20 protein-coding genes and 1 pseudogene are annotated in these 22,463 nt (G+C 70.0%); 8 read left to right on the top strand and 13 right to left on the bottom strand.

The features are described 5' to 3' along the window. Nucleotides 1-61: 61 nt before the first annotated feature. Both ABD355_RS42465 and ABD355_RS42460 read left to right on the top strand, forming a co-directional pair. Nucleotides 62-835 carry an IclR family transcriptional regulator gene (locus tag ABD355_RS42465; protein ID WP_344406641.1) on the top strand — a complete coding sequence of 258 codons (774 nt, stop codon included), beginning with the start codon at nt 62-64 and terminating at the stop codon, nt 833-835. Next, the gene (locus ABD355_RS42460; RefSeq protein ID WP_344406640.1) at nt 832-1,677 is read left to right on the top strand and encodes an SMP-30/gluconolactonase/LRE family protein; all 846 of its coding nucleotides are present in this window, start codon (nt 832-834) and stop codon (nt 1,675-1,677) included. Before ABD355_RS42465 ends, ABD355_RS42460 begins: the two co-directional genes overlap by 4 nt. Here ABD355_RS42460 and ABD355_RS42455 read toward each other — a convergent pair. From ABD355_RS42455 to ABD355_RS42445, 3 genes are read right to left on the bottom strand one after another with little or no spacing between them, the layout of a single operon-like run. Continuing rightward, nucleotides 1,667-3,070 carry an FAD-dependent oxidoreductase gene (locus ABD355_RS42455; protein ID WP_344406639.1) on the bottom strand — a complete coding sequence of 468 codons (1,404 nt, stop codon included), beginning with the start codon at nt 3,068-3,070 and terminating at the stop codon, nt 1,667-1,669. The two genes, ABD355_RS42460 and ABD355_RS42455, sit on opposite strands and share 11 nt — an antisense overlap. Continuing rightward, nucleotides 3,063-4,292, bottom strand: coding sequence for an MAB_1171c family putative transporter (locus ABD355_RS42450; RefSeq protein WP_344406638.1), 1,230 nt, complete (start codon nt 4,290-4,292; stop codon nt 3,063-3,065). The genes ABD355_RS42455 and ABD355_RS42450 overlap by 8 nt, the downstream gene beginning before the upstream one ends. Next, complete coding sequence (locus tag ABD355_RS42445; RefSeq protein ID WP_344406732.1) at nt 4,289-4,879, bottom strand: toxin-antitoxin system, toxin component family protein; 591 nt, start codon at nt 4,877-4,879, stop codon at nt 4,289-4,291. Before ABD355_RS42445 ends, ABD355_RS42450 begins: the two co-directional genes overlap by 4 nt. 332 nt (nt 4,880-5,211) lie before the next feature. Here ABD355_RS42445 and arfA point away from each other — a divergent pair, with 332 nt between their 5' ends. Continuing rightward, entirely contained in the window at nt 5,212-6,723 is a 1,512-nt protein-coding gene (arfA, locus tag ABD355_RS42440; RefSeq protein ID WP_344406637.1) for an arabinosylfuranosidase ArfA, read from the top strand. On the opposite strand, the gene ABD355_RS42435 is transcribed toward arfA, so the two are convergent. Continuing rightward, nucleotides 6,710-9,703 (bottom strand): glycoside hydrolase family 35 protein, encoded by a 2,994-nt coding sequence (locus ABD355_RS42435; protein ID WP_344406635.1) that lies wholly within the window; start codon nt 9,701-9,703, stop codon nt 6,710-6,712. The two genes, arfA and ABD355_RS42435, sit on opposite strands and share 14 nt — an antisense overlap. A gap of 91 nt (nt 9,704-9,794) precedes the next feature. Between ABD355_RS42435 and ABD355_RS42430 the strand changes: the two genes are divergently transcribed. Then, on the top strand, nt 9,795-10,253 hold the full coding sequence (locus ABD355_RS42430; RefSeq protein ID WP_344406633.1) for an RrF2 family transcriptional regulator: 459 nt from the start codon (nt 9,795-9,797) through the stop codon (nt 10,251-10,253). 4 nt (nt 10,254-10,257) lie between these two features. Here ABD355_RS42430 and ABD355_RS42425 read toward each other — a convergent pair whose 3' ends face one another. Beyond that, nucleotides 10,258-10,752, bottom strand: coding sequence for a DUF3515 family protein (locus ABD355_RS42425; RefSeq protein ID WP_344406632.1), 495 nt, complete (start codon nt 10,750-10,752; stop codon nt 10,258-10,260). Nucleotides 10,753-10,869: 117 nt separating this feature from the next. Here ABD355_RS42425 and ABD355_RS42420 point away from each other — a divergent pair, with 117 nt between their 5' ends. The 3 genes from ABD355_RS42420 to ABD355_RS42410 all read left to right on the top strand — a co-directional run bounded on the left by ABD355_RS42420 (nt 10,870) and on the right by ABD355_RS42410 (nt 12,702). Then, on the top strand, nt 10,870-11,337 hold the full coding sequence (locus ABD355_RS42420; protein WP_344406630.1) for a hypothetical protein: 468 nt from the start codon (nt 10,870-10,872) through the stop codon (nt 11,335-11,337). Further along, complete coding sequence (locus ABD355_RS42415) at nt 11,334-11,891, top strand: TlpA family protein disulfide reductase (RefSeq protein WP_344406629.1); 558 nt, start codon at nt 11,334-11,336, stop codon at nt 11,889-11,891. The genes ABD355_RS42420 and ABD355_RS42415 overlap by 4 nt, the downstream gene beginning before the upstream one ends. Before the next feature lie 160 nt (nt 11,892-12,051). Continuing rightward, nucleotides 12,052-12,702: a DUF4360 domain-containing protein gene (locus tag ABD355_RS42410; protein ID WP_344406628.1), complete on the top strand. Its 651-nt coding sequence runs from the start codon at nt 12,052-12,054 to the stop codon at nt 12,700-12,702. A gap of 52 nt (nt 12,703-12,754) precedes the next feature. Here the strand turns inward: ABD355_RS42410 and ABD355_RS42405 are convergent, their stop codons facing one another. Both ABD355_RS42405 and ABD355_RS42400 read right to left on the bottom strand, forming a co-directional pair. Next, on the bottom strand, nt 12,755-13,012 hold the full coding sequence (locus ABD355_RS42405) for a DUF397 domain-containing protein (protein ID WP_344406627.1): 258 nt from the start codon (nt 13,010-13,012) through the stop codon (nt 12,755-12,757). Further along, on the bottom strand, nt 13,009-13,794 hold the full coding sequence (locus ABD355_RS42400) for a helix-turn-helix domain-containing protein (RefSeq protein ID WP_344406625.1): 786 nt from the start codon (nt 13,792-13,794) through the stop codon (nt 13,009-13,011). The genes ABD355_RS42405 and ABD355_RS42400 overlap by 4 nt, the downstream gene beginning before the upstream one ends. A 169-nt stretch (nt 13,795-13,963) precedes the next feature. On the opposite strand from ABD355_RS42400, the gene ABD355_RS42395 reads away from it, so the two are divergent. Next, complete coding sequence (locus ABD355_RS42395; RefSeq protein WP_344406624.1) at nt 13,964-14,458, top strand: ATP-binding protein; 495 nt, start codon at nt 13,964-13,966, stop codon at nt 14,456-14,458. On the opposite strand, the gene ABD355_RS42390 is transcribed toward ABD355_RS42395, so the two are convergent. The 6 genes and pseudogenes from ABD355_RS42390 to ABD355_RS42365 all read right to left on the bottom strand — a co-directional run bounded on the left by ABD355_RS42390 (nt 14,455) and on the right by ABD355_RS42365 (nt 22,418). Then, nucleotides 14,455-16,050 (bottom strand): pyridoxal phosphate-dependent aminotransferase, encoded by a 1,596-nt coding sequence (locus tag ABD355_RS42390; protein ID WP_344406623.1) that lies wholly within the window; start codon nt 16,048-16,050, stop codon nt 14,455-14,457. The two genes, ABD355_RS42395 and ABD355_RS42390, sit on opposite strands and share 4 nt — an antisense overlap. Before the next feature lie 190 nt (nt 16,051-16,240). Next, nucleotides 16,241-17,296: pseudogene (locus ABD355_RS42385) on the bottom strand (aldose epimerase family protein); the annotation flags it as partial. A gap of 58 nt (nt 17,297-17,354) precedes the next feature. After that, nucleotides 17,355-18,602, bottom strand: a complete 1,248-nt coding sequence (gene mmsB / locus ABD355_RS42380; protein WP_344406620.1) for a multiple monosaccharide ABC transporter permease — start codon at nt 18,600-18,602, stop codon at nt 17,355-17,357. Next, on the bottom strand, nt 18,599-20,149 hold the full coding sequence (gene mmsA, locus ABD355_RS42375; RefSeq protein WP_344406619.1) for a multiple monosaccharide ABC transporter ATP-binding protein: 1,551 nt from the start codon (nt 20,147-20,149) through the stop codon (nt 18,599-18,601). The genes mmsB and mmsA overlap by 4 nt, the downstream gene beginning before the upstream one ends. A 53-nt stretch (nt 20,150-20,202) precedes the next feature. Then, entirely contained in the window at nt 20,203-21,312 is a 1,110-nt protein-coding gene (gene chvE / locus ABD355_RS42370) for a multiple monosaccharide ABC transporter substrate-binding protein (RefSeq protein WP_344406618.1), read from the bottom strand. A gap of 137 nt (nt 21,313-21,449) precedes the next feature. Then, nucleotides 21,450-22,418: a hypothetical protein gene (locus tag ABD355_RS42365; protein WP_344406616.1), complete on the bottom strand. Its 969-nt coding sequence runs from the start codon at nt 22,416-22,418 to the stop codon at nt 21,450-21,452. Between the last annotated feature and the right edge of the window lie 45 nt (nt 22,419-22,463).

Genomic DNA, 22,463 nt, shown 5'->3' with positions numbered 1-22,463 from the left:
TGCCGATCGTCTGTTGAAATTTCGAACAGACAGCCTCAGATAACAAGGGAGGGGGCCGGTCGTGGGACGCCTTGTACCTGCCGTGACCCGGGCTCTCGACATTCTTGAGCTCTTCCTCGACGGGGACGGGACGCTCTCCGCCCCGGACATAGTGCGCAAGCTGCAGCTGCCGCGCACCACCGTGCACGAGCTGGTCACCACGCTCGCCGCCCGGTCGTACATCGTCCAGGTGCCCGGGCAGCCGGGACGCTACCGGCTCGGTGTACGTCCGTACCAGCTCGGGAGCCGGTACGCCGAGCAGCTGGACCTCGCGGCCGAGGGGCAGCAGGTGGCACGGTCCGTCGCCGAGACCTGTGACGAGACGGTGCACGTGGCAATCCTCGAGGGTACCGACGTCATCTACATCGCCAAGGTGGACTCCACCCACGCGGTGCGTATGGTGTCGGCGGCCGGACGGCGGCTGCCGGCGCACTGCACGTCTGTGGGGAAGATGCTGCTGGCCTCCCTTCCGGAGCAGGAGCTCACCGCGCGGATCCCGGACGACGCCGAGCTCGTCGCGATGACTCCCAACAGCATCACCGAGCCGTCCGCCCTGCGCGAGACCCTGGCGCAGATCCGTCAGCGCGGGCTCGCGGTGGAGAACCGTGAGTCCAACCCGGATGTGAGCTGTGTGGCGGCGCCGGTGCGGGACCGCACGGGGCAGGTCGTGGCCGCCCTCTCGATCTCCGTGCCCATGATCCGCTGGAGCGAAGAGCGCCGCGCCGAGCTGGAGCAGCTCGCCGCCAAGGGCGCCGTCGAGCTGTCGGAGCGCCTCGGCCACCGGACCGTCGTATGACGGCGTACGAGGTGGCGGTGCGCGCCGAGGCCACCCTGGGCGAGGGGCCGACCTGGGACGCGGCGGCCGGGCGGCTGATCTGGATCGACATCCTGGGCGCGCGTGTGTACACCTACGACCCGGTGACCGGTCGTCGCACGACCCGCGTCACCGACCAGCACGTGGGTGCGGCGAAGCCGAGGGCCGGCGGCGGGCTGGTCCTGAACCTCCGGGACGGAGTCGGCCTGGTCGACCCCGACGGCACCTTCCGCTGGCTGCACCGCGAGGTCGTACCCGGCCGCCGCGCCAACGATGCCGCCGTCGCCCCCGACGGATCGCTGTGGGCCGGCACCATGCGCTACGACGAGGCGGCGGGCGGCGGCACGCTGTCCCGGATCACCGGGGACGGCTCGGCCGAGCTCGTCCTCGACGACGTGGCGGTGAGCAACGGCACCGGCTGGAGCCCCGACGGCCGCCTGATGTACTACGTCGACTCGCCGACGCGGCAGGTCGACGTCTTCCACCACGAGGACGGCCGGGTCGCGGACCGCCGCCGGTTCGCACAGATCGAGGACGGCGCCGGCTTCCCCGACGGGCTGACGGTGGACGCCGACGGCTGTGTATGGGTGGCGCTGTGGGACGGCGCGGCGGTACGCCGCTACACCCCCGACGGCGAACTGGACCGCGTGATCGAACTCCCCACCCCCCGCGTGACCGCCTGCGCCTTCGGCGGCCCGGACCTCACGGACCTGTACATCACCACAGCACGGGTGGGCCTCACGGCACCCCACCCGGTGGCGGGTTCCCTGCTGGTCGTGCCCGGCGCCGGAAAGGGTCTGGAGCAACCGCCCTTCAGGGGCTGAGCCCCGCCGCCTTTCGCTCCTCCGCCGTCAACGGCGGCCCGCTCAACGCCGGTCTGAGCGGGCCGACGAGTGCGGCCAGCAGCACGGACGGTGTCAGCAGCACCTCCGCTCCCCGCTCCAGCGACGTCACATCCGTGACGCGCGCGGCGATCCGCCCGTTTCCGGTGGCGGTGTACAGCAGTCGGCCGACGTACGCCGCCACCAGCCGTTCGCGCAGGGTGGGGCCGTTCTCGGTCGCTCCGGGATAGAACACGTCCATCCCCAGAGCCAGGTCCCAGGCCGCCGAGGCCGGCCGCGCCACGGCCTTCTGGATGCGCCGGGCCAGGCCCGCCGAACCCCAGCCGTGCCGCCGTACCGTGTCGCGCAGGGCGACCGCGCTCTGGGCGGCGACCGACATCCCGTGCCCGTAGATCGGGTTGAGCGCGCACAGGGCGTCCCCGACCACGGCGAAGTTCTCGGGCCAGGCCGCCATCCGCTCGTGGTGGTGGCGGCGGTTGGCGGTCGTCCGCGTGTAGGCCACGTCCGTCAACGGCTCGGCGTGCGTGAGCAGTTCGGCGATCACGGGATGGCGCAGGTCCTCACGCGCGTACCGCAGGAAGTCGGCGGCCCCGGTGGGCGGTTCGGCGCCCCGGGAGCCGAAGAGCGTGACGATCCACCGTCCGTCCTCGACGGGCAGCAGCACGCCCCCGCGCCCGGGTTCTCCGGTGCGCGGGTCCGGCTGGACGTTGACGACCGGGAAGCCCTCCCGCGCCCCGGCGGGGGCGAGGAACACCCGGCTCGCGTACGCCACCCCGGAGTCGACCTCGCGCCGCTCGACCTCCGGCAGCCCGAGCTCCGTCAGCCAGTGCGCCGCGCGCGAGCCGCGTCCGGTGGCGTCGACGACCAGGTCGGCCGGCAGAGTCCGTTCGGCGGCGCCGGAGCGGTGCGGCCGGATCCGTACGCCGGTCACCGCCGCGGCGCTGCCGACCGGCCCGAGCACCTCGGTGCCGTCGACGAGTGAGATGCGCTCGTCGGCGAGGACGGCCGCCCGCACCGTCGCATCCAGCAGGTCCCGGCTGCACAGCAGCATGTGGTGCGACTCGGCCCACCGCCGGTACCAGCCGTACGGCGACAGCGCCACCATGTCCTCGGTCACCGGCAGCCGGTGCGCTCCGGCGTCGTGCAGCCGCCCGACGATGCCCGGCAGCAGCTCCTCCAGCGCGTGCACCCCGCCCGACCACAGCTGGTGGACGTGGCGGGCCTGGGGGAGGCCCCTGCGGGGCTCGGGGCCGGCCGGCAGCACGTCGCGTTCCACGACGGTGACGTGGCCGGCCACGTCGGCCAGCGCGCGGGCGGCGAGCATACCGGCGAGGGAGCCGCCGAGGACCACGGCGGTGGTGGGGCGTTCAGTCATGTACGGGCGCGTCCTGTGCCGGGGCGGCCGTGCGGGCACGGACCGCGTCGAGGTCGTCGGGGTTGCGGAGGGCTCGGGAGACGGCCCCGATCTCCTGCAGGAGAACGGTCGTGTCGGGGCCGCCGGTGTCGCTGCCGTCCGGGGCCCGGCTCCGACGGCCGACGGCGTCCTGGATGGTCACGGCGGCGGCCAGCGCCTTCGCCCGTCCGGGCGGGAAGCCGAGGGCGAGCGCGGCGTCGTACGAGCGCCTGCGCAGGTCCTCGTCGATGTGCCGGGCCAGCGGCAGGAGTATGTCGCGGATGAAGGTCTCGCGACGGATCAGCCGCAGATCCGGGGAGGCGCGCAGGACGAACGGCACGCCGGAGCCGTTGACGGACTTCATCAGCAGGTACAGGGGCCGCAGTTCGTGGTGGACCACGCGCACCCGCCAGCGGTCGTGCAGGAACTGGCCGACGTGCGGGAGGATGAAGCCCACGGCGATCAGGATGGCGGACAGACAGGCGACCGGCGGCGCGAGATCGGTGCTCAGCCAGTCCAGGTCGTGGCCCGTCCAGCGGGCGCCGACGGCGGTCAGCTTGGCGGCGTCGAAGATGAGGTTGAGGGCGTAGCCGACGCCCAGGCACACCAGCCCCCAGCGCAGCCAGGCGTCGAGTCCGTCGGTGCGCACCCAGTTCCAGATCAGCCGGGACGTGATGAGGACGGCCGTGCAGTGCGCGAGGAGATAGAGCAGGGTCTCCTCGCGCATGAACGGGGTGTTGGCGTAGTACGTGTCCAGGTCACGCACCCGCTCCACCGGCGCGTGGGCGAGGGCGAACAGCACCCACAGCGCGACGATCACGCCCGAGTAGGCCCAGATGACGAGGCGCATGGCGCGGCGGGTCCCGGTGGAGCGGTCGGACAGGCCGTTGCGCCAGGCGATGATCAGCAGCAGACAGGAGCCGCAGAAGGCGGTGAGCAGGGAGTAGACCAGGGGAGCCGCGAAGTTCGGTATGCCCGTGATGCGGTTGACCCGTGCGATCGTCGCCGGAGCCGCGAAGACGAACACGGCGCAGGCGAGCAGCAGCAGCCCGCCGACCGAGCGCAGCAGCGGGTCCCGCCAGAGCCGGATGATGGTGGGCAGCTTGATCGCGAGGGCGGCGGTCAGGACGACGGTGGGGATCCAGAAGGAGATGTACAGCTGGCCGAGGAGGCCGGAGGGGTCGAGCGCCAGCACAGTGCTCACCCCGTCCTCCCGCCGCTGCGGTAGCCCAGCGAACGCTGCACGGGTCCGGGCCGCGTCTCCTGGCCGTGCCCCGTCAGCAGTGGCCGGAAGGCGCCCGCGAGCCGGTGTCCGAAGTCGTCGGCCTCCGCCTCGTCGGCGACGCGCGAACCGTCGCGCGCGGCGACCGACAGGGCCATGGCGGTCCACTTGCGGCGGTCGGCCAGCGCCGCGCCCGCCACATGGTGATGGCTGTGTCCCGCGTGCAGGTGCCACAGCTCATGGCCGAGGATGACCAGTTGCTGCACCGCCTCGGCCCGCTCCTCGACGATCACCAGGTCGAAGTCGGAGAACTCCACCCACAGCCCGGTGACTTCGATCTCGTCGGGAAACCGCTCGAAGCGCAGCTCCACCGGTCGCCCGCCGCGCAGCACGCTCATCTCCTCGCACAGCGCCCGGCACAGCTCCCGTGCATCGGCCGGCGGGCGGGGTCTGGCCCGCATCGCCGCCCCGAGGTGGTCCGTCAGCTTCCGCATCCCGGACACCCTCCGCGAGCGCCGCAGCCCGGCGACGATCCGGGCCGCTTTGCGGCGCGCGCCCGCGATTCCCATCACTCCCCCTTCCGACAACAGGCCGTCCGAGACTACGCCGTCGTTCAACGGCGAACGGCCTCCTTGCCGGTAACTCCTGTCCAAACCATTGACTGGCAAGCGCTTCCTATCTACGGTCCCGTTCGAAGTTACGAGCACACTTCGAAATGTCGAACAAGGACTGGCACGTCCAAGCTGGGGCTCAACCGCCTCAGCCGGACACGAGACGGCTGGCCGGCGGCCCTTCAGGGGCGCGGGGCAGTGTCCATGTGCGGCTCCGCCGCGTGGGCGCGAGCAACCCCCACGACCCGCAGCCGCCAACGAACCGGAACCAACCACCCCGAAAGGCGCCCATGAGCACCGCCCGCTTCACCCTCGACCCCGCCTTCACCGTCGGCAAGGTCGACCCCCGTCTCTTCGGATCCTTCGTGGAACACCTCGGCCGCTGCGTCTACACCGGCATCTTCGAGCCAGGGCACCCCGCGGCCGACGAGGACGGCATCCGCACCGACGTCCTGGACCTCGTCCGCGAACTCGGCGTCACCGCCATCCGCTACCCCGGCGGCAACTTCGTCTCCGGCTACAAGTGGGAGGACTCGGTCGGCCCCGCCGAGGACCGCCCCCGCCGCCTCGACCTCGCCTGGCGCTCCACCGAGACCAACCGCTTCGGCCTCTCCGAGTACATCGCCTTCCTGAGGAAGATCGGCCCCCAGGCCGAGCCCATGATGGCCCTCAACCTCGGCACCCGGGGCGTCGCCGAGGCCCTCGAACTCCAGGAGTACGCCAACCATCCCGCCGGCACGGCCCTGTCCGACCTCCGTGCCGCGCACGGCGACAAGGATCCCTTCGGCATCAAGCTGTGGTGCCTGGGCAACGAGATGGACGGCCCCTGGCAGACCGGCCACAAGACCGCCCAGGAGTACGGCCGGACCGCCGCCGAGACCGCCCGCGCGATGCGCCAGATCGATCCGGGCGTCGAACTCGTCGCCTGCGGCTCCTCCAGCCAGTCCATGCCGACCTTCGCCGCCTGGGAGGCGACGGTCCTGGAGGAGACGTACGACCTCGTCGACTACATCTCCCTGCACGCCTACTACCAGCCCGAGGACGGTGACGTCGACTCCTTTCTGGCCTCCGCCGTCGACATGGAGTCCTTCATCGAGAACGTGGTCGCCACCGCCGACCACATCGGTGCGAAGCTGAAGTCGAAGAAGAAGATCAACCTCTCCTTCGACGAGTGGAACGTCTGGTACATCTCGAAGTGGCACGAGATCGAGAACTCCGGCGCGCGGGACTGGGCGGAGGCCCCCCGCCTCCTGGAGGACAACTACAGCGTCCTGGACGCCGTCGTCTTCGGCTCGCTGCTCATCGCACTCCTCCGGCACGCGGACCGCGTCACCGTCGCCTGTCTCGCCCAGCTCGTCAACGTCATCGCCCCGATCATGACCGAGCCCGGCGGCCCCGCCTGGCGCCAGACGACCTTCTTCCCCTTCGCCCAGGCCTCGCGGTACGGCCGCGGCCAGGTCCTCGACGTCCGGGTGGACTCGCCGACGTACGAGACGAAGAAGTACGGCGAGACGGACCTCCTGCACGCCACCGCCGTGCGCGCGGAGGACGGCACCGTCACCGTCTTCGCCGTCAACCGCAGCCGCACCGAGGCACTGCCCCTCGAAGTCGCCCTGAACGCCCTGGACCTGACGGAGGTCGTCGAGCACAGCGCCCTCGCCGACGCCGACCCGGACGCCCGCAACACCCTCGACGACCCCGAGCGGGTGGCCCTACACACGGTCGAGGGCACCGCGCTGCGGGACGGCACCCTCACCGCCGTACTGGAACCGCTGTCCTGGAACGTGATCAGGCTCGCCTAGCCGCCGACGGGCCGGGGGAGGGCACAGGGATCACCGGTACTCCTCCGGCCGCCGCGCCCAGCAGGGTCAGCCGTACGTCCGACGGGCCCGACGGTGTGGTTCCGTCGGACAGGACGGCCAGGGCGAGTGTGTTGGCGCCGCGTGTGCGCAGGATCCCGTTCGGGAGCGCGAAGGTGTGCTGGGGGCCCACGTCGTTGATGTACTGGCCCATGTTCCAGCCGTTCAGGAAGATCTGGACGCGGTAGGCCCGGGCCGGGTCGTCGTCGAGGACCAGCCCGACAGAGGCGTCGATGCCGGCGTCGACCGCGAGCCGGAAGGACGTCCGGTACCAGGTCACCCCCTGCCGCCGGTCCGCCCGCGGCAGCTGCACCGGCTCCCAGTGGCCGTCGCCGTACCCCGGCAGATGCCAGCCGCTGCGCTCCCCGTACAGCCCGCCGTTGTTCTGCGGCCCGCGCACGGGGTCCGGCGCCGCCTCGCCCTGCAGCCGCCAGCTCAGCCGCGGGGCGGCCCCCGAGAAGGTGACCGCCGTCAGCCCGCGCGCCACCTTGTGCGTGTCCTGGGACTTGCCGTCCTGGTCGTGCTGCATGCGGCGGACGAGGACCGACAGCACATGCGGCTCGTCCGTGCGCAGCTCCTCCGGTACGGAGAAGACGGCCGTGGCGGCCCAACTCCCCTTCCGCACCGTCTTTTTGCCGGGCACGGGCATCCGGTGCGTGCCCAGCGGCCGCCCGTCCAGCCAGGCCATCAGCAGCCCCTGGGTGCCGGTGCTGTAGGCGAGCGACACGGACTCGGCGCCGGTCGCGTCGGTGAAGCGCCCGCGGTACCAGACGTCGCCGTAGTGGAAGGAGTAGTCGTCGGCGAAGAGGACCGGCTGTCCGGCGGGGACCGGGGTGGTGCTGTGGGTGGTGGTCTTGTCGGCGGGTGTCCAGGAGGAGTCGTCGAAGGCGGGCGCCGACTCGGGGTTCTCCGTCTTCCGCAGCCAGCCGTTGCTGAGCGCGGGCAGTGCGACCGCCCCGACACCGGCCAGCGGCTGCGCGGCGCGCAGACCGCCGGAGGAGGTCGCGTGCGCCTTCAACTCCCGTCCGTTCCAGGTGAGTTCATGGACACCTCGTGGTCCCCACACCTCCAGGTCCGCCGCCTCGACGGTGTCCCCGGTCAGCCGGACCGTCGTTCCGTCGACGGCCGCGGTCCGCAGCAGGGCGGGCCCGTACACCAGGACCGGGCCGGACGGGGTGTCGTGCGGCCACAGCCGTACGGAGGTCTCGTCGTCGGCGAGGAGCAGCAGCAGGGGGGTGGAGGTTCCGCCGCCGCTCACCGACACCCGGGTCAGACCGTCCAGTTGGGCTTCGACCCGCAACAGCCCGTCCGCGTACGAGTGCTCGGCCTCCCCTTCCAGCACGGCGACCGCCGGCTCGCTCGCGCACTCCAGTGCGGTCACCGTGTCCTCTCCCGGCCGCCCGGTGAGCACGGCGATCTGCTGTCGCCCGGCGGTGAGGGCCAGCATGGGCTGGGCGTTGGAGTAGCGCAGCCTCCGCAGACCCAGCCTGATCCCGGTGGCCAGCAGCCGCGCGTCCTGCGCCGGGACCGCCACCGGGACGGGGAGTTCAACGCCGTGCAGCGGGAGTTCGGAGGCGACCGGCACCTCGCCGTCGTTGCGCAGGACGTACACATGGGCGCCGGTGTCGGGGTTGGTCAGGTGGTACACCTTCAGCCCGTCCGCCGCGGTGTCCGCCCGGACGTCCGCCGCGCGGTCCAGCTTGGCGAGGTCGGGGAAGTGCCGCAGCAGATGCCCGAGCTGGTGCATGGGGACCAGCTTGGCGGTCGGCCGGCGGCCCTCGTCGATGGCCGCCCCGTAGTCGTACGACGTGTAGACGACCGGTGCGGGCAGCCAGCCCCACGAGGTGCCGCCGAAGGTCATGTAGACGTTGTGCAGGGTGATGCCGTTGGCGAGGTTGGTGAGGTAGAAGCGCCGCTCGTACGCCGCGTCCCGCAGCCGCCGCGACTCCGCGTACCCCTTCCTGTCGAACCAGGCACCGCCCCAGGGGTCGAACCAGCCGCCCCCGAACTCCGGGACGAAACCCGGCGTTCGGGGGCTCGCGGTCGCGCCGCCCTTGACCCCGCCGGTCCCGAAGTGCCCCCAGTCGGGCGGGGCCAGGGTCGGTGACGGATAGCCGTCGAAGCCGTACAGCCAGCGGCCCTGCTCGCCGCCCGTGTCGAAGGAGCCGGGGATCCAGTAACCGTTCCGGCCCTTGTCGTTGTGGAAGAGCGGCACGTCGATGCCGTCGGAGCGGACCTTGCGGTACAGGTGGGCCATGTAGTCGCGGCCGGTGGGCTCGTCGACGTACGCGTCGTACTCGTTCTCGATCTGGTAGAGCAGGACCGTCCCGCCGCCCCTGGTGTACAGATGCCGGGCGACGATGGCGTTCACCTGGGTCAGCCACTCGTCGGCGTACGACAGATAGGCCGGGTCGGCGGTCCGGGCCCGGCCCTCGGTGGCCGTCAGCCAGCCGGGGAAGCCGCCGCCGTCGATCTCGGCGTTGATGTAGGGGCCGGGACGGAGGATGACGTACAGGCCGGTCTCGCTCGCCGTCCGCAGGAACAGGTCCAGGTCGCGGATGCCGGTGAAGTCGTAGTGCCCGGGGGCGGGGGAGTGGTAGTTCCAGGACACGTAGATGCTGACCGTGTTGTAGCCGTGGGCGCGCATCTTCTGCAGCACGTCGCGCCACAGGGACGGGCTCGGCAGCCGGAAGGGGTGCATCTCGCCCGACCAGACGACCAGCCGTCTGCCGTCGACGAGGAGCGAGTAGCGGTCGAAGCCGACCGTGTGCCGCCGCCCGTCCGCGCCCGGTGTCCCGGGCGGCGGGCCCGTGGGGGCGGTCTGGGCGGCGTAGGCGCAGGTCATGGCGCCGCTGCCGCCCAGGGCCAGACCGAGGGCCGTGGCGCCGGCGAGGGCGTGGAAGGTACGTCTGCTGAGCCCCAAGGGAGCCTCCCGTCGGACCGGCCGGTCGGCGGCGCGTGTGAGGTCATCGTGCGAGGTCATTGTGTACGGCCGCACCCAGCACAATGGTCGTATGAGGATCTCGGCACGGGCGGATTACGCGGTACGGGCGGTTCTTGAACTTGCGGTCCGGCAGGACGACGGGCCCGTGAAGGCGGAGGCCATCGCCGCCGTGCAGGACATCCCGCACAAGTTCCTGGAGGGGATCCTCGGCGATCTGCGGCGCGGTGGCATCGTCGACAGCCGGCGCGGGGGAGGCGGCGGCTACCGGCTGGCCCGCGAGGCCGCGCGGATCACGGTCGCGGATGTGATCCGGGCGGTCGACGGCCCGATCGTGTCCGTACGCGGGGAGCGGCCCACGGGCCTGGAGTACACGGGCTCCGCGCAGCCGCTGCTGCCGCTGTGGATCGCGCTGCGCGCCAACGTCCGCCGCATCCTGGAGGGCGTCACCATCGCGGACATCGCGGCCGACGCCCTGCCCGAACCGGTACGGGAGCTGGCGGCGGAGCCGGCGGCCTGGGAGAACCCGTAGCAGGTCAGTCGCGCTTGATGCAGTGGGACGTCTGCCGGACGGAGGCGACGGTCCGGGAGAGGTCGATCAGGGCCGCGTCGGTCTGGCTCGAACCGTCGAAGACGACCTGGGTCGCCGGGTCGCGCCCGTAGGTGACGATCACCTTCCTGGTGTCCGTGGACTGCGCGAGATCCATGACCCAGTCCACGCCGTCGACCGCGAAACACGGGTCGGCGGTGACGCCCGGAGGCGCGACTCCGCAGCGCAGCACGATGTCACGGTCCCCCCAGACGGCGATCCCGGGAAGGCTGCTGTCCTGGCGGGACAGGCCGCCGAGGGAGGCCGGGGCGCTGTCGGCGATGCGGTGGCAGTGCGGCGCGCCGGAGAACCTGGCGGGGCGTACGCCGGCGTCGGCGTCGGTGTAGGCGAAGCTGTGGGCGGCGAGGGCGGCACCGCCGGCGAGGACGCAGGCGCCCACGGCCAGGGTGAGGCGGGTCGGGCGCAGACGTATCGACGGCATGGACGAAACGTTAGGACAGTCCGCCGCCGACCCCGGACCGGGCCCCCGCGGTGCCGCGGAGGACAATGACCGTGTGGCGGGCCGCAGTTGGGGCCCGCCGGTGAAAGGGGGAGTGACGTGACCGTCACTTGGCGGGGCGCCGTCTCGTACGCGCTCACCGTCGTCGTCCTGTCCTGGCTGGTCGGAGCCGGGGTGGACCTGGCCTGGCAGGCCGCGCCCGGCGGGAGTGTCGGGGGCTGGGCCGACTTCTGGTGGAAGAACCCGTGGCACGCGGTCTTCGTGGGCGCCGCGACCGTCTCCCTGGTGCTGGCCCGGCGTCTTCTGGCGCCCCTGCCGCGCTGGCGCGTGACGCTGGTCGACGGGTCCGTCTACCTGGCGGCGCTGCTGCTCTGCTGGGGCGTGTCGGCGTGGGCCGAAGGCGACGGCGCACCGGCGGACTGGGCGTTCGTCATGGCGATCGTCGCGCTGTACACGCTCCAACTGCCCGCCGCGTGGCTGCTGTCCGGCTGGCGGTCGGGAAGCCTGGAGGTCGTCCTCAGCAGGACGGGGACGGACGAACTGCACGGGGGACTGGCCGGCCGATGACGAAGACCCGATTCATGTACGCGGCGGTGGCGGCGGCCTGTGCGGCGGTCCTCGCCGGCTGCTCCTCCCCGGCGCCGATCAGCGACACCAGCCCCGGGGATCCGCTGATCAGGACCTGGAAGGAGGGCGAGCGACCTGCCGTCCCGAACCTTTCCGGGCCCTCCCTTGAGGGTAGGACGGTCAGCCTGTCCGACTACCGGGGCAAGGTCGTCCTGATCAACGCGTGGGCCTCCTACTGCGGTCCCTGCCGGGCGGAGGCGCCCGAGCTGAAGAGGATCCAGCAGAAGTACGGCGCCCGCGGGCTGCGCGTACTGGGTCTCGACAACGACGGCGGCCGGGGCGCCGGTCTCGCCTTCCAGAAGCAGTACCGGCTGGACTACCCCTCCCTGCACGACCCGTCGGGCAAGCAGCTGTTGAGGCTGCCGCGGGGCGTGGTGACCACACAGGGGCTGCCATTCACGATCGTCGTCGACTCTTCGGGGAAGGTGGCGGCGGTGCGGATGGGAGCCGTGACGGAAGCACGACTCGCGAAGATCATCGAACCGTTGCTGTGAAATCCCTGTCTGTGAATGGCTTGAGTTCGCCCTGACGGGTTCGCGTGCGCCTCCCTACGATGCGATCGCCTCGCGCCTTCACAGGATCCCCATGGTTTCTTCAAAGGGCTCCGGGCCGGCCGGGGTGAGCCACCCCCCACTCACAGAACCGGAGAAGACCATGCCTGGTGCACTCCTTCTGGGCGGCGCGGTCGCCGCTCTGCTCACCACCGCGATACCCGCGCACAACTCGTCCGGGGTGTTCGACAACCCGCCCCCGGACAAGATCGTCATCGACGTGGCGACCGTGAACGGCTCCGGCTGTCCCCAGGGCACGGCGGCCGTCGCCGTCTCCCCGGACAACACGGCCTTCACGGTGACCTACAGCCAGTACCTCGCCCAGGCCGGCGGCAACTCCGACCCCACGGCGTTCCGCAAGAACTGCCAGCTCAACCTCATCGTGCACGTCCCCCAGGGCTTCACCTACGCCATCGCCAGCGCCGACTACCGGGGCTTCCTCTCGCTCCAGCCCGGCGCGTCCGCGACGCAGAAGGCCTCGTACTACTTCCAGGGCTCCTCGAACACGGTGCCCAAGACCCACCCGTTCAGCGGCACGTACAACGACGACTGGCAGGCCACCGACTCCACCGACTGGGCCCAACTGGTCTGGGCGCCCTGCGGAGTCGAGCGCAACTTCAACATCAACACCGAGCTGAGAGTGAACGCGGGAACCGCGAACCCGGGCAAGGTCAGCTTCATGACCATGGACTCGACCGACGGGAACATCAGCACGGTGTACCACATGGCGTGGAAGGAGTGCCCGGCGTCCTGACGCGCTGAGGGCAGGGGTGGGCCGCAGCACGGACCACCCCTGTTCGTACGGGTTACGGAACGTCGAGTTCGTCGTCCGCGAGGCCGAGGAAGCGGGCCCAGGCGGTGGGAGATACGGCGAGCTGGGGGCCCTGTTTGTTCTTGGAGTCGCGGATGTGGATGGTGTGGGGACAGGCGGCGATCTCGACGCAGTCGCCATCGCCGCCGCTGCTGTAGCTCGACTTGTGCCAGGAGAGGGCCACCTCGACGCAGTCGCCGTCTCCGCTGCTGCTGTAGCTCGACTTGAACCAGGCCAGTTCGCCGCTGCTCATAGCGCTCCTCGCATCCGCTCCAACAGGCTCACGGAGTCTTCGAGGGTGAGAGCCTGCGAACGCATCCTGGCATACCGCCTCTGGAGGACGCTGATCTCTTTCGGGTCGCTGACGAACAGGCCGCCGCGCTGTCCTTCGTTGTACGCGAACCACTGGTTCTCGGGCGTTTCCAGCAGTTGGACGGGGCCCGCCAGTCCGGCATGGGTCCCGTGAGTCAGAGGCATGATCTGGATCTCGACGTTCCGCAACTCCCCGACGTGCAGGACGTGTTCGATGAGCTCCCGGGTGACCTCCACCCCGCCCGTCCGCCGGAGGAACAGATGCTCCTCCAGGATGAAGCTGAACGTCGTGTTGGGCCGTTCCCGCAGCAACCTCTGCCGCTCCGCCCGCGCGCACCACCGCTCCTCGATCTGGGGGTCGTCCAGCGGCGGCAGCTGACCGGCGAACAAAGCCCTTGCATAGGCCTCCGTCTGCAACAGCCCCGGCACCATGCGGCATTCGTACGTGTACAAGGTGATCGCCAGCTGCTCCAACCGCGCCCACCGCCGAAACCAGGCCGCCAACCCCGGCTGCCGAGCCAGCGTCGGCAGCGCCTTGCGCAGCGCGCCCGTGTTGCCCAGCAGCTCTTCCGCCCGTTCCACGAACGCCGGGTCCGGCATGCGCCTCCCCAACTCCACGGACGCCACCGTGTGTTTGGAGAACCGCACCAGATCGGCGTACTCCTCCCGGCTGATCCCGGCGTGCTCACGCAAAGCCTGATGCACCGCCCCGAACGTCCGCATGCTGTCCGACGACTCCGGCTCACCGCCACCATCGACCACAGTCGGTCACCTCCCGGGATCATGGTTACGGACAGTCACAAGTACTGTCCAGTCCGTGACCGCGTACGCTGCGGCGGAGTACGCGCGCCCTACCTGGTGAAGTCCCGGGCTCACCCCTCAGATTGGGGTCATGACCGCACCGCTCACCCCCCAACTCCCGATCACCCCGCGTACGTTCGCCCAGCGTCTGAGTTCCACCCCGCGTGGCGCCCGTCTGGCCCGCCACCTCGCCGTGGATCAGCTGGCCGAATGGGGCGTCCCGTACGGCAGTGACGCCTCCGAGGCGGTCGCGGTGATCGTCGGCGAGCTCGCCGCCAATGCCGTCACCCATGGGCGCGTCCCGGGGCGGGACTTCGAGCTGCGGCTCTTGCTCGTGACCGGCAGCGTCCGCATCGAGGTCACCGACACCCGTGCCGAACTGCGGCCGCCCGCACCCGGCGCCGTACCGACTCCGCGTCCGCTCGAAGAGCACGGACGCGGGCTCGTCCTCGTCGACGCGCTCGCCGACCGCTGGGAGATCGCGGACCGTGAGCCGCCCGGGAAGACCGTACGCGCGGAGGTCGATCTGCCCCTGCGGGTGCGTCGTGGCTTGTCGCGCAGTTCCCCGCGCCCCTACGACGACTAGCCCGCTTGTCCCATCCCGGCCGCGTTCGGCCAGCTCTGGGCGTTCGGCCAGCCCGTTGCCGGGGCAGGGGTGAGGCCCGGGGCGGGACCGGTCGTACCCCGTACCTGGGCCGCCGTGAGGCCACCGCGGGCGGGGACGCCGGGCGGGGTCGGACCCGGGGCTGGAGCGGGCACCGGAGTGGGCATGGGCGCCGGGGCCGGCTGCTGCATCGGGGCCGGGGCCGGTACCGGCTGCATCGGCGTCTGGGCGGGGTAGCCGACCGGCTGGGGCCCCGCCTGGGCCACCGCCGGCATCGGGGCCTGCGCAGCCGCCGGCATGGGCATGGGCATCGGCGCCCCACCCCCCACCGAACCGCCGGAGGCCATCGCGGCAAGCGCCATGCCCGCCCCGTTGGTGGCGCTGACCAGGCGGTCCACGGCCGCCGTACCCGAGCTGTAGCTGGTCCCGGTGCCCAGCTCGGGTACGGCGGCTCCCCTCCTGGTCCCGTAGAGCACCTGTTCCAGGCCGGACACCAGGCGACGCACATCCACCTGGGGGCGCACCACGAGTCGCAGGAAGCGGCTGGACGAACCGATCTTGTTGCCGCACTCGCGGACCAGGATCCGGTGCTCGGTGAGCATCCGGTCCCGGACCACGGTGCCTTCTGCGCCCACGGGGAGGCGCACGAAGAGGAAGTTGCCCTGGGAGGGGTAGACCGTGAGGCCGGGGAGGGCGGAGAGCTGGCTGGCCATGTCCAGGCGGTCACGGCGCACCTGGTGGAGGCTCTGCGCGTACTCGGCGCCGTGCTCCTTGAGCATGAACACCACGTACTCGGCGAAGGCGTTGAGGTTCCACTTCGGGAGCATGGCGCGGACCCGGCCGGCCAGCGCCGGGTTGGCGACCAGGTAGCCGAACCGTATGCCGTGCAGGCCGAAGTTCTTGCCGAGGCTGCGCAGCACCACGACGTTCGGGCGGATCATCGCCTCCTGGACGACCGAGGGTTCGGCCTCGGCGTCCGCGAACTCCAGGAACGACTCGTCGATGACGATCAGATCCAGGTCGGCCATCGCGTCCATGAACTGCACGAGGGACTGCCGGTGCAGAAAGCCGCCGTCGGGGTTGTTCGGGTTGCAGACGACGGCGACGCGGGTGCCGCGGGCCCGGATGAACTCGGCGTACTTGGCGAGGTCCAGGGCGAAGCCGCTGGACTCCTGCAGCGGGAACATGTCGACCCGCTTGCCGGTCTCCATCGGCTGGTCGGTCCAGCGTCCGAAGGTGGGGACGGGGATGGCGAGGGACTCGCGGACCATCAGGTGGTCGATCCAGGTGATCAGCTCGGTCGAGCCGTTGCCCATCGCCACGCACTGCGGCGGGAGCTGCAGCAGGGTGCACAGCTCGGCGGTGATCGTGTCGGCGCTGCTCGGGTAGTACGTGACGATGTCGCGCAGGCGGGCCGACATCTCCTCGAACATGGCCGGGGTGGGGAAGTACGGATTGCAGGGGATGCAGAAGTCCACGGGGCCGGTCCCGTCGCCGCCCTGCCGCGCCAGCGCCGCCATCGACGGGCTGTGTGCCGCGTCGCCGCGGAACAGCGAGGTGACATTGTCGGCCATGGAACCTCCGTATGGGGCGGGCCCGGCAGGGACGACCGGGCCCGTCGCGTTTGGGTGGCCCGCGCGGGGGAGCACGGGCCGCCCTTAGATACGGGGGCTGGGGTGGCGTCGTTCAACGCATGTGAAAGAGGTGTGAGTTCGGGAACCAGGGCGTCTCTTGTCGCGTCCGGCCGTGGAACTCAGAGGAGTGCTACGCGCTGAACGTATGGACGGTCCGCGTCCGATACGTCTGCCCCGGCCGCAGCACCGTCGACGGGAAGTCCGCATGGTTCGGCGAGTCCGGGAAGTGCTGCGTCTCCAGGCACAGACCGTCACCCTGGCGGTAGGTCCTGCCGCCGGTGCCGGTGAGCGTGCCGTCGAGGAAGTTGCCGGAGTAGAACTGCAGCCCCGGCTGGTCGGTGGCGATCTTCAGGGTGCGGCCGGAGCGCGGGTCGCGCAGGGTGGCGACGTGCTCGGGCTCGGACGTGATGCCCTTGTCCAGGACCCAGTTGTGGTCGTAGCCCTTGGCCTGCATCTGCTGGACGTGGCCGTCGCGGATGTCGCGGCCGATCGGCTTGGTCTCGCGGAAGTCGAAGGGGGTGCCGGCCACCTCCGCCAGTTCGCCGGTCGGGATGAGGCCCGAGTCGGTGGGCGTGTAGCGGGAGGCCTCGATCGTGAGCTCGTGGTCCTCGATGGTGCCGCTGCCCTCGCCGGCGAGGTTCCAGTAGACGTGGCTGGTGAGGTTGACGACGGTGGCCTTGTCGGTGGTGGCCTCGTAGTCGATGATCCAGTCGCCCTGCCCGGTGAGGGTGTACGTCACCTTCGCCTTGAGGGTGCCCGGGTAGCCCATCTCGCCGTCGCTGCTGGTGTGGTGCAGCACCAGACCGACGTCGGAGCCCTCGGCGAACGGCTCGACGTCCCAGATGTGCTTGTCGAAGCCCTGCTCGCCGCCGTGCAGGCTGTTGACACCGTCGTTCACGGACAGCTGGTAGGTCTTGCCGTCCAGGGTGAACCGGCCCTTGGCCATGCGGTTGCCGTAGCGGCCGATCAGGGCCCCGAAGTACGGGGACTCGGCGACGTAGTCGTCGACGGTGTCGAAGCCCAGGCAGACGTTGCCGTAGTGGCCGCGCCGGTCCGGGATCTCCAGAGCCTGGACCACACCGCCCCAGTTCAGGACCTTCAGCCGGGTGCCGCCGTTCTCCAGCGACCAGCGGTGGATTTCCGTGCCGTCGGCGAGCTTGCCGAAGAGCGATTTCACCGGTCCTGCCTCTCCTCCCACGGGAAGGGCCCCGCCGTGCGGCGGGGCCCGATCCGGTCACTTCGGTCTACGAGCCGGACTTGCGCTTGTTCCACACGTCGAACCCGACCGCGGCGAGCAGGGCGAGGCCCTTGATGACCTGCTGCCAGTCGGTGCCGACACTGAGCAGGTTCATGCCGTTGTTCAGCACACCGAGGACGAGACCACCGATGATCGCGCCGAGGACGGTGCCGACACCGCCGCTCATGGACGCGCCACCGATGAACGACGAGGCGATCGCCTCGAGTTCGAAGTTCAGGCCCGCCTTCGGAGACGCCGCGTTCAGGCGGGCGGCGACCACCAGACCCGCCAGGGCCGCGAGCACGCCCATGTTCAGGAAGACGAGGAAGGTGACCTTCTTGTCCTTGACGCCGGACAGCTTCGCCGCCGGCAGGTTGCCGCCGATGGCGTAGATGTGCCGGCCGAAGACCGCGTTGCGCATGACGTAGCCGTAGCCGACCACCAGCACACCGAGGACGATCAGGATGATCGGGGCGCCCTGGTAGCTGGCGAGCAGCATCGTGACCGCGAGGATCGCGGCGGCGATGGCGACCAGCTTCAGCAGGAAGGCGTTGCGCGGCAGCACGTCCAGCGAGAACTCCTGCTGGCGCTTGCGGTCGCGGACCTCCTGGTAGACCACGAACGCCAGCAGGACGAAGCCCAGCAGCAGCGTGAGGTTGTGGTAGTTGGTGTTCGGGCCGACCTCCGGCAGGAAGCCGTTGCCGAGGTCCTGCAGACCGTTCGGGAACGGGCCGAGGGTCTGGCCCTGCAGGAAGATCTCCGTCAGACCACGGAAGAGCAGCATGCCCGCGAGGGTCACGATGAACGACGGTATGCCGAGATACGCGATCAGGAACCCTTGCACCGCGCCGGCGGCAGCGCCCACCAGCAGACACAGCATCAGGGCGAGGGGCCATGCCACATGATGGTTGACCGTCAGCACGGCCGCGAAAGCGCCCACGAACGCCGTCAGCGAGCCGACCGACAGGTCGATATGACCCGCGATGATCACCAGCATCATGCCGATGGCGAGGATCAGGATGTAGCTGTTCTGCAGCACCAGGTTGGAGACGTTGCGCGGCAGCAGCAGGTCGCCGCCGGTCCACACCTGGAACAGGACCACGATCAGGCCGAGCGCGATCAGCATGCCGTACTGCCGCATGTTGCGGCGCAGACCGCCCAGCATCAGCTGCAGCAGGTTCTCGCCGGAGGCCGACCCCCCGCTCTTCCCGGGCGGCGCCGAGGCCGGGACCTTGTCCGTCACATCCGTGCTCATCGGGTTACCTCTTTGTCCTTCGTCATCTGGCGCATCAGCACTTCCTGCGTGGCCTCGGCCCGCGGGACCTCACCCGTGAGCCGCCCGGCGGCCATGGTGTAGATGCGGTCGCACATTCCGAGCAGCTCCGGCAGCTCGGAGGAGATGAAGACGACCGCCTTGCCCTCCGCGGCCAGCTGGTCGATGACCGTGTAGATCTCGTACTTGGCGCCCACGTCGATGCCGCGCGTCGGCTCGTCCAGGATCAGCACCTCGGGACCCGCGAAGATCCACTTGCTGAGGACGACCTTCTGCTGGTTGCCGCCGGAGAGCCGGCCCACCGTCTCGAAGACGGTCGGCGCCTTGATGTTCATGGACTTGCGGAAGCGCTCGGAGACCTTCCGCTCCTCGTGCTCGTCGACCACACCACGCTTGGCGACCTTGCCCAGGGCGGTCAGCGAGATGTTCCGGTTGATGTTGTCGATGAGGTTGAGGCCGTAGTGCTTGCGGTCCTCGGTGACGTACGCGATGCCGTGCTCGACCGCCTCCGCGACGGTCTTCGTACGGATCTCCTTGCCGTCCTTGAGGACCGTGCCGCCCGCGTGCCGGCCGTAGCTGCGCCCGAAGACGCTCATGGCCAGCTCCGTGCGGCCCGCGCCCATCAGACCCGCGATGCCGACGATCTCCCCGCGCCGCACGTTGATCGACACGTCGTCGACCACCTTGCGCTGCTGGTCGATCGGGTGGTGCACGGTCCAGTTACGGATCTCCAGCGCGGGTGCCGCGTCCAGCTCACCCTCGTACGCGGTGCGTTCGGGGAAGCGGTTGTCGAGGTCGCGGCCGACCATGCCGGAGATGATGCGGTCCTCGGTGGTGTCCGCCGACTTCACGTCCAGGGTCTCGATGGACTTGCCGTCGCGGATGATCGTCACCGAGTCGGCGACCCGCCGGATCTCGTTCAGCTTGTGGGAGATGATGATCGAGGTGATGCCCTGCTTCTTCAACTCCAGGATGAGCTCCAGGAGTTTGCCGCTGTCCTCGTCGTTGAGAGCCGCGGTCGGCTCGTCGAGGATCAGCAGCTTCACCTTCTTGGACAGCGCCTTGGCGATCTCCACCAGCTGCTGCTTGCCCACGCCGATGTCGGCGATCCGGGTCTCCGGGTGGTCGGTCAGACCCACCCGGCGCAGCAGTTCCGTGGCGTGCTTGAGCGTCTCGTTCCAGTTGATGAACCCGCCCGAGGCGTGTTCGTTGCCGAGGAAGATGTTCTCCGCGATCGACAGGAACGGCACCAGGGCCAGCTCCTGATGGATGATCACGATGCCGCGCTGCTCGCTCGCCCGGATGTCCTTGAACTCGCAGGTCTCACCCTCGAAGAGGATGTCGCCCTCGTAGGTGCCGTGCGGATGGACGCCGGAGAGCACCTTCATCAAGGTGGACTTCCCGGCGCCGTTCTCGCCGCAGATGGCATGGACCTCGCCCTGACGGACGGTCAGCGTGACGTCCGACAGCGCTTTGACCCCGGGAAAGGTCTTGACGATCGAGCGCATTTCCAGGACGGGTCCCGCCATGGTGTGCCCTTTCAATCCGTAGGAATGGCCGGTCCGTTCACCGACAGAGGGGACTACTTCAGCTGGTCCGCCGTGTAGTAGCCGGTGTCGACCAGTTCCTTCGTGTAGTTGGTCTTGTCGACGCTCACCGGCTGCAGCAGGTAGGCGGGGACGGTCTTGACACCGTTGCCGTACGACTTGGTGTCGTTGATCTCCGGCTTCTTGCCGTTGAGGACGTCGTCGATCATGGTCGAGGCGACCTTGGCGAGCTTGCGGATGTCCTTGTAGACGGTCTGCGTCTGCTGGCCCGCGATGATCGACTTCACCGAGGCGAGCTCGGCGTCCTGGCCGGTGATGACGGGCAGCGGCTTGCTGGCCGAGCCGTAACCGTCCGACTTCAGGGCGGCGATGATGCCGATGGAGATGCCGTCGTACGGCGACAGGACCGCGTCGACCTTGCCGCTGGTGTACGTCGAGGTGAGGATGTCCTCCATGCGCTTCTGCGCGGTGGCTCCGTCCCAGCGCAGCGTGGTGACCTGGTTGAGCGCGGTCTGCTTGGACTTGACGACCAGCTGCTTCTTGTCGATGTACGGCTGGAGCACGCTCATCGCGCCGTTGAAGAAGTACTTGGTGTTGTTGTCGTCGTTGGAGCCGGCGAACAGCTCGATGTTGAACGGGCCCTTCTTGCCGCTGTCCAGGCCGAGCTTCTGCACGATGTAGGAGCCCTGGAGCTTGCCGACCTTCTCGTTGTCGAACGAGGCGTAGTAGTCGACGTTCTTCGTGCCGAGGATCAGGCGGTCGTAGGAGATCACCGGGATCTTGGCGTCCGCGGCCTGCTGCAGCACGTTGTTCAGCGACTTGTTGTCGATGGCCGCGATGATCAGGCCCTTGACGCCCTGCGTGATCAGGTTCTCGATCTGCGAGACCTGCTGGTCGGGGTCGTCCTCGCCGTAGACCAGCTTGGTCTTGTAGCCCTTGGCCTGCAGGTCCTTGACGACGTTCTTGCCGTCGGCGATCCAGCGCTCGGAGGACTTGGTGGGCATCGCGATGCCGATGGTGCCGCCCTTGGCACTGCCCTTGTCCTCCTTGCTGCCGCCCGCACCGCTCTGGCCGCAGGCGGACAGGGTCAGGGCGAGGGAAGCGGCTCCGGCGACGGCGGCGAGTGCGGCTCTGCGAGTGGGCATGATCATCATCCTTGATGTGTGTGGGGCAGGCTCGGTCCGGCTGTGCAAGGACGCTTGGACGGCGGGTGTGGAGACCGAGTGGTATGTGGGATTCTGTTTGAGCCCGTCTTCTTCTGTGAAGGGGCGTTGTTTGAACGTTATACGGACGTGTCGAATCGCTTGAGCGTGCCGGGCAGCCGCGAGCCGAGGGGCGCCATGTCGCCGTCGGCTCCGTGCCGTGCGAGCAGGTCGAGGGCCAACCGACCACGTCTGACGCGTTCCTTGGCGGTGGCCAGCGTCAGGTCCCGCATGTGGTTGCCGTACGGGTAGATCCCGGGCGCCTTGGAGAGCCCGAACTTCAGGTACAGCGGTGCCCCGCGCCGGATCAGCTCGGCCACCTCGTACATGCGGACATAGCCCCCCAGGTCGTCGGGGGCCTCGATGTACATGTCCATGGGGGCGGCGGACACCCGCCGGATCTCGGTGAGGTGATCCAGCGTCAGATCGCTGGGCACGTTGATGGAGTCGCCGCCCAACTGCTCGTACACCGCGTACGCGGCCGGGTTGACCGGCCCGATCAGCGCCGAGACCTTCAGGGTGGTGTCGGCCGGGATGATCCCGGCGACGCGTGCGCGGTGCAGCGTCCACAGCACGCCCTCGTCGGCGACCAGGAGGCACTTGACGCCCAACTCCGTGGCGCGGACGGCATCTTCGACGCACCCGGCGACGGCGTCGTGCCCGCGGGCGCGCAGACCGGCCCCCCGGGAGTCGGTGCGCGTGGAACCGCCGATGTCCCAGGTGCCGCGCGGGCCGGTGAACAGGCAGAGTTCGATGTCACGTTCGCCGGCCGCCTCGACCATCTCGGTGATCTCGGCGTCGGTCAGCATCCACACACCGCTGCCCTGGCTGATCCGGTGGATCGGCACATCGAGCCGCGAGGCTTCCTTCAGGACGACGGCCAGCGCTTCGGGACCCTCGCACGAGGGGATCTCGGTGCGCCAGCGGCCGCCGCCCGGGAAGGTGTGGGGCGAGGCGTCGGCGGGGGAGAGGTCGGGCGCGCTCAGACCGAGGGCGGCGAGCGCCTGCTCGCCTGGTCGACGGGCTGACGGGGCGGAAGCGTCGGTCACAAGGTGTCCTTAGAATGTTCGAGATTTCGGACGAAGTTCGCGGCT

This window comes from Streptomyces longisporus, assembly GCF_039532765.1.
Lineage (GTDB): Bacteria > Actinomycetota > Actinomycetes > Streptomycetales > Streptomycetaceae > Streptomyces > Streptomyces longisporus.
Note: the sequence above shows the minus strand (reverse complement) of the source record. Positions and strands in the feature narration are given on the sequence as shown.

Excerpts from the sequence above, each read along its gene's own strand:
- ABD355_RS42460 (WP_344406640.1), top strand. The coding sequence starts at position 832 with ATGACGGCGTACGAGGTGGCGGTGCGCGCCGAGGCCACCCTGGGCGAG.
- ABD355_RS42455 (WP_344406639.1), bottom strand. The coding sequence starts at position 3,070 with ATGACTGAACGCCCCACCACCGCCGTGGTCCTCGGCGGCTCCCTCGCC.
- ABD355_RS42445 (WP_344406732.1), bottom strand. The coding sequence starts at position 4,879 with ATGGGAATCGCGGGCGCGCGCCGCAAAGCGGCCCGGATCGTCGCCGGG.
- arfA (WP_344406637.1), top strand. The coding sequence starts at position 5,212 with ATGAGCACCGCCCGCTTCACCCTCGACCCCGCCTTCACCGTCGGCAAG.
- ABD355_RS42430 (WP_344406633.1), top strand. The coding sequence starts at position 9,795 with ATGAGGATCTCGGCACGGGCGGATTACGCGGTACGGGCGGTTCTTGAA.
- ABD355_RS42425 (WP_344406632.1), bottom strand. The coding sequence starts at position 10,752 with ATGCCGTCGATACGTCTGCGCCCGACCCGCCTCACCCTGGCCGTGGGC.
- ABD355_RS42415 (WP_344406629.1), top strand. The coding sequence starts at position 11,334 with ATGACGAAGACCCGATTCATGTACGCGGCGGTGGCGGCGGCCTGTGCG.
- ABD355_RS42410 (WP_344406628.1), top strand. The coding sequence starts at position 12,052 with ATGCCTGGTGCACTCCTTCTGGGCGGCGCGGTCGCCGCTCTGCTCACC.
- ABD355_RS42405 (WP_344406627.1), bottom strand. The coding sequence starts at position 13,012 with ATGAGCAGCGGCGAACTGGCCTGGTTCAAGTCGAGCTACAGCAGCAGC.
- ABD355_RS42400 (WP_344406625.1), bottom strand. The coding sequence starts at position 13,794 with ATGCGGACGTTCGGGGCGGTGCATCAGGCTTTGCGTGAGCACGCCGGG.
- ABD355_RS42395 (WP_344406624.1), top strand. The coding sequence starts at position 13,964 with ATGACCGCACCGCTCACCCCCCAACTCCCGATCACCCCGCGTACGTTC.
- ABD355_RS42390 (WP_344406623.1), bottom strand. The coding sequence starts at position 16,050 with ATGGCCGACAATGTCACCTCGCTGTTCCGCGGCGACGCGGCACACAGC.
- mmsB (WP_344406620.1), bottom strand. The coding sequence starts at position 18,602 with ATGAGCACGGATGTGACGGACAAGGTCCCGGCCTCGGCGCCGCCCGGG.
- mmsA (WP_344406619.1), bottom strand. The coding sequence starts at position 20,149 with ATGGCGGGACCCGTCCTGGAAATGCGCTCGATCGTCAAGACCTTTCCC.
- chvE (WP_344406618.1), bottom strand. The coding sequence starts at position 21,312 with ATGCCCACTCGCAGAGCCGCACTCGCCGCCGTCGCCGGAGCCGCTTCC.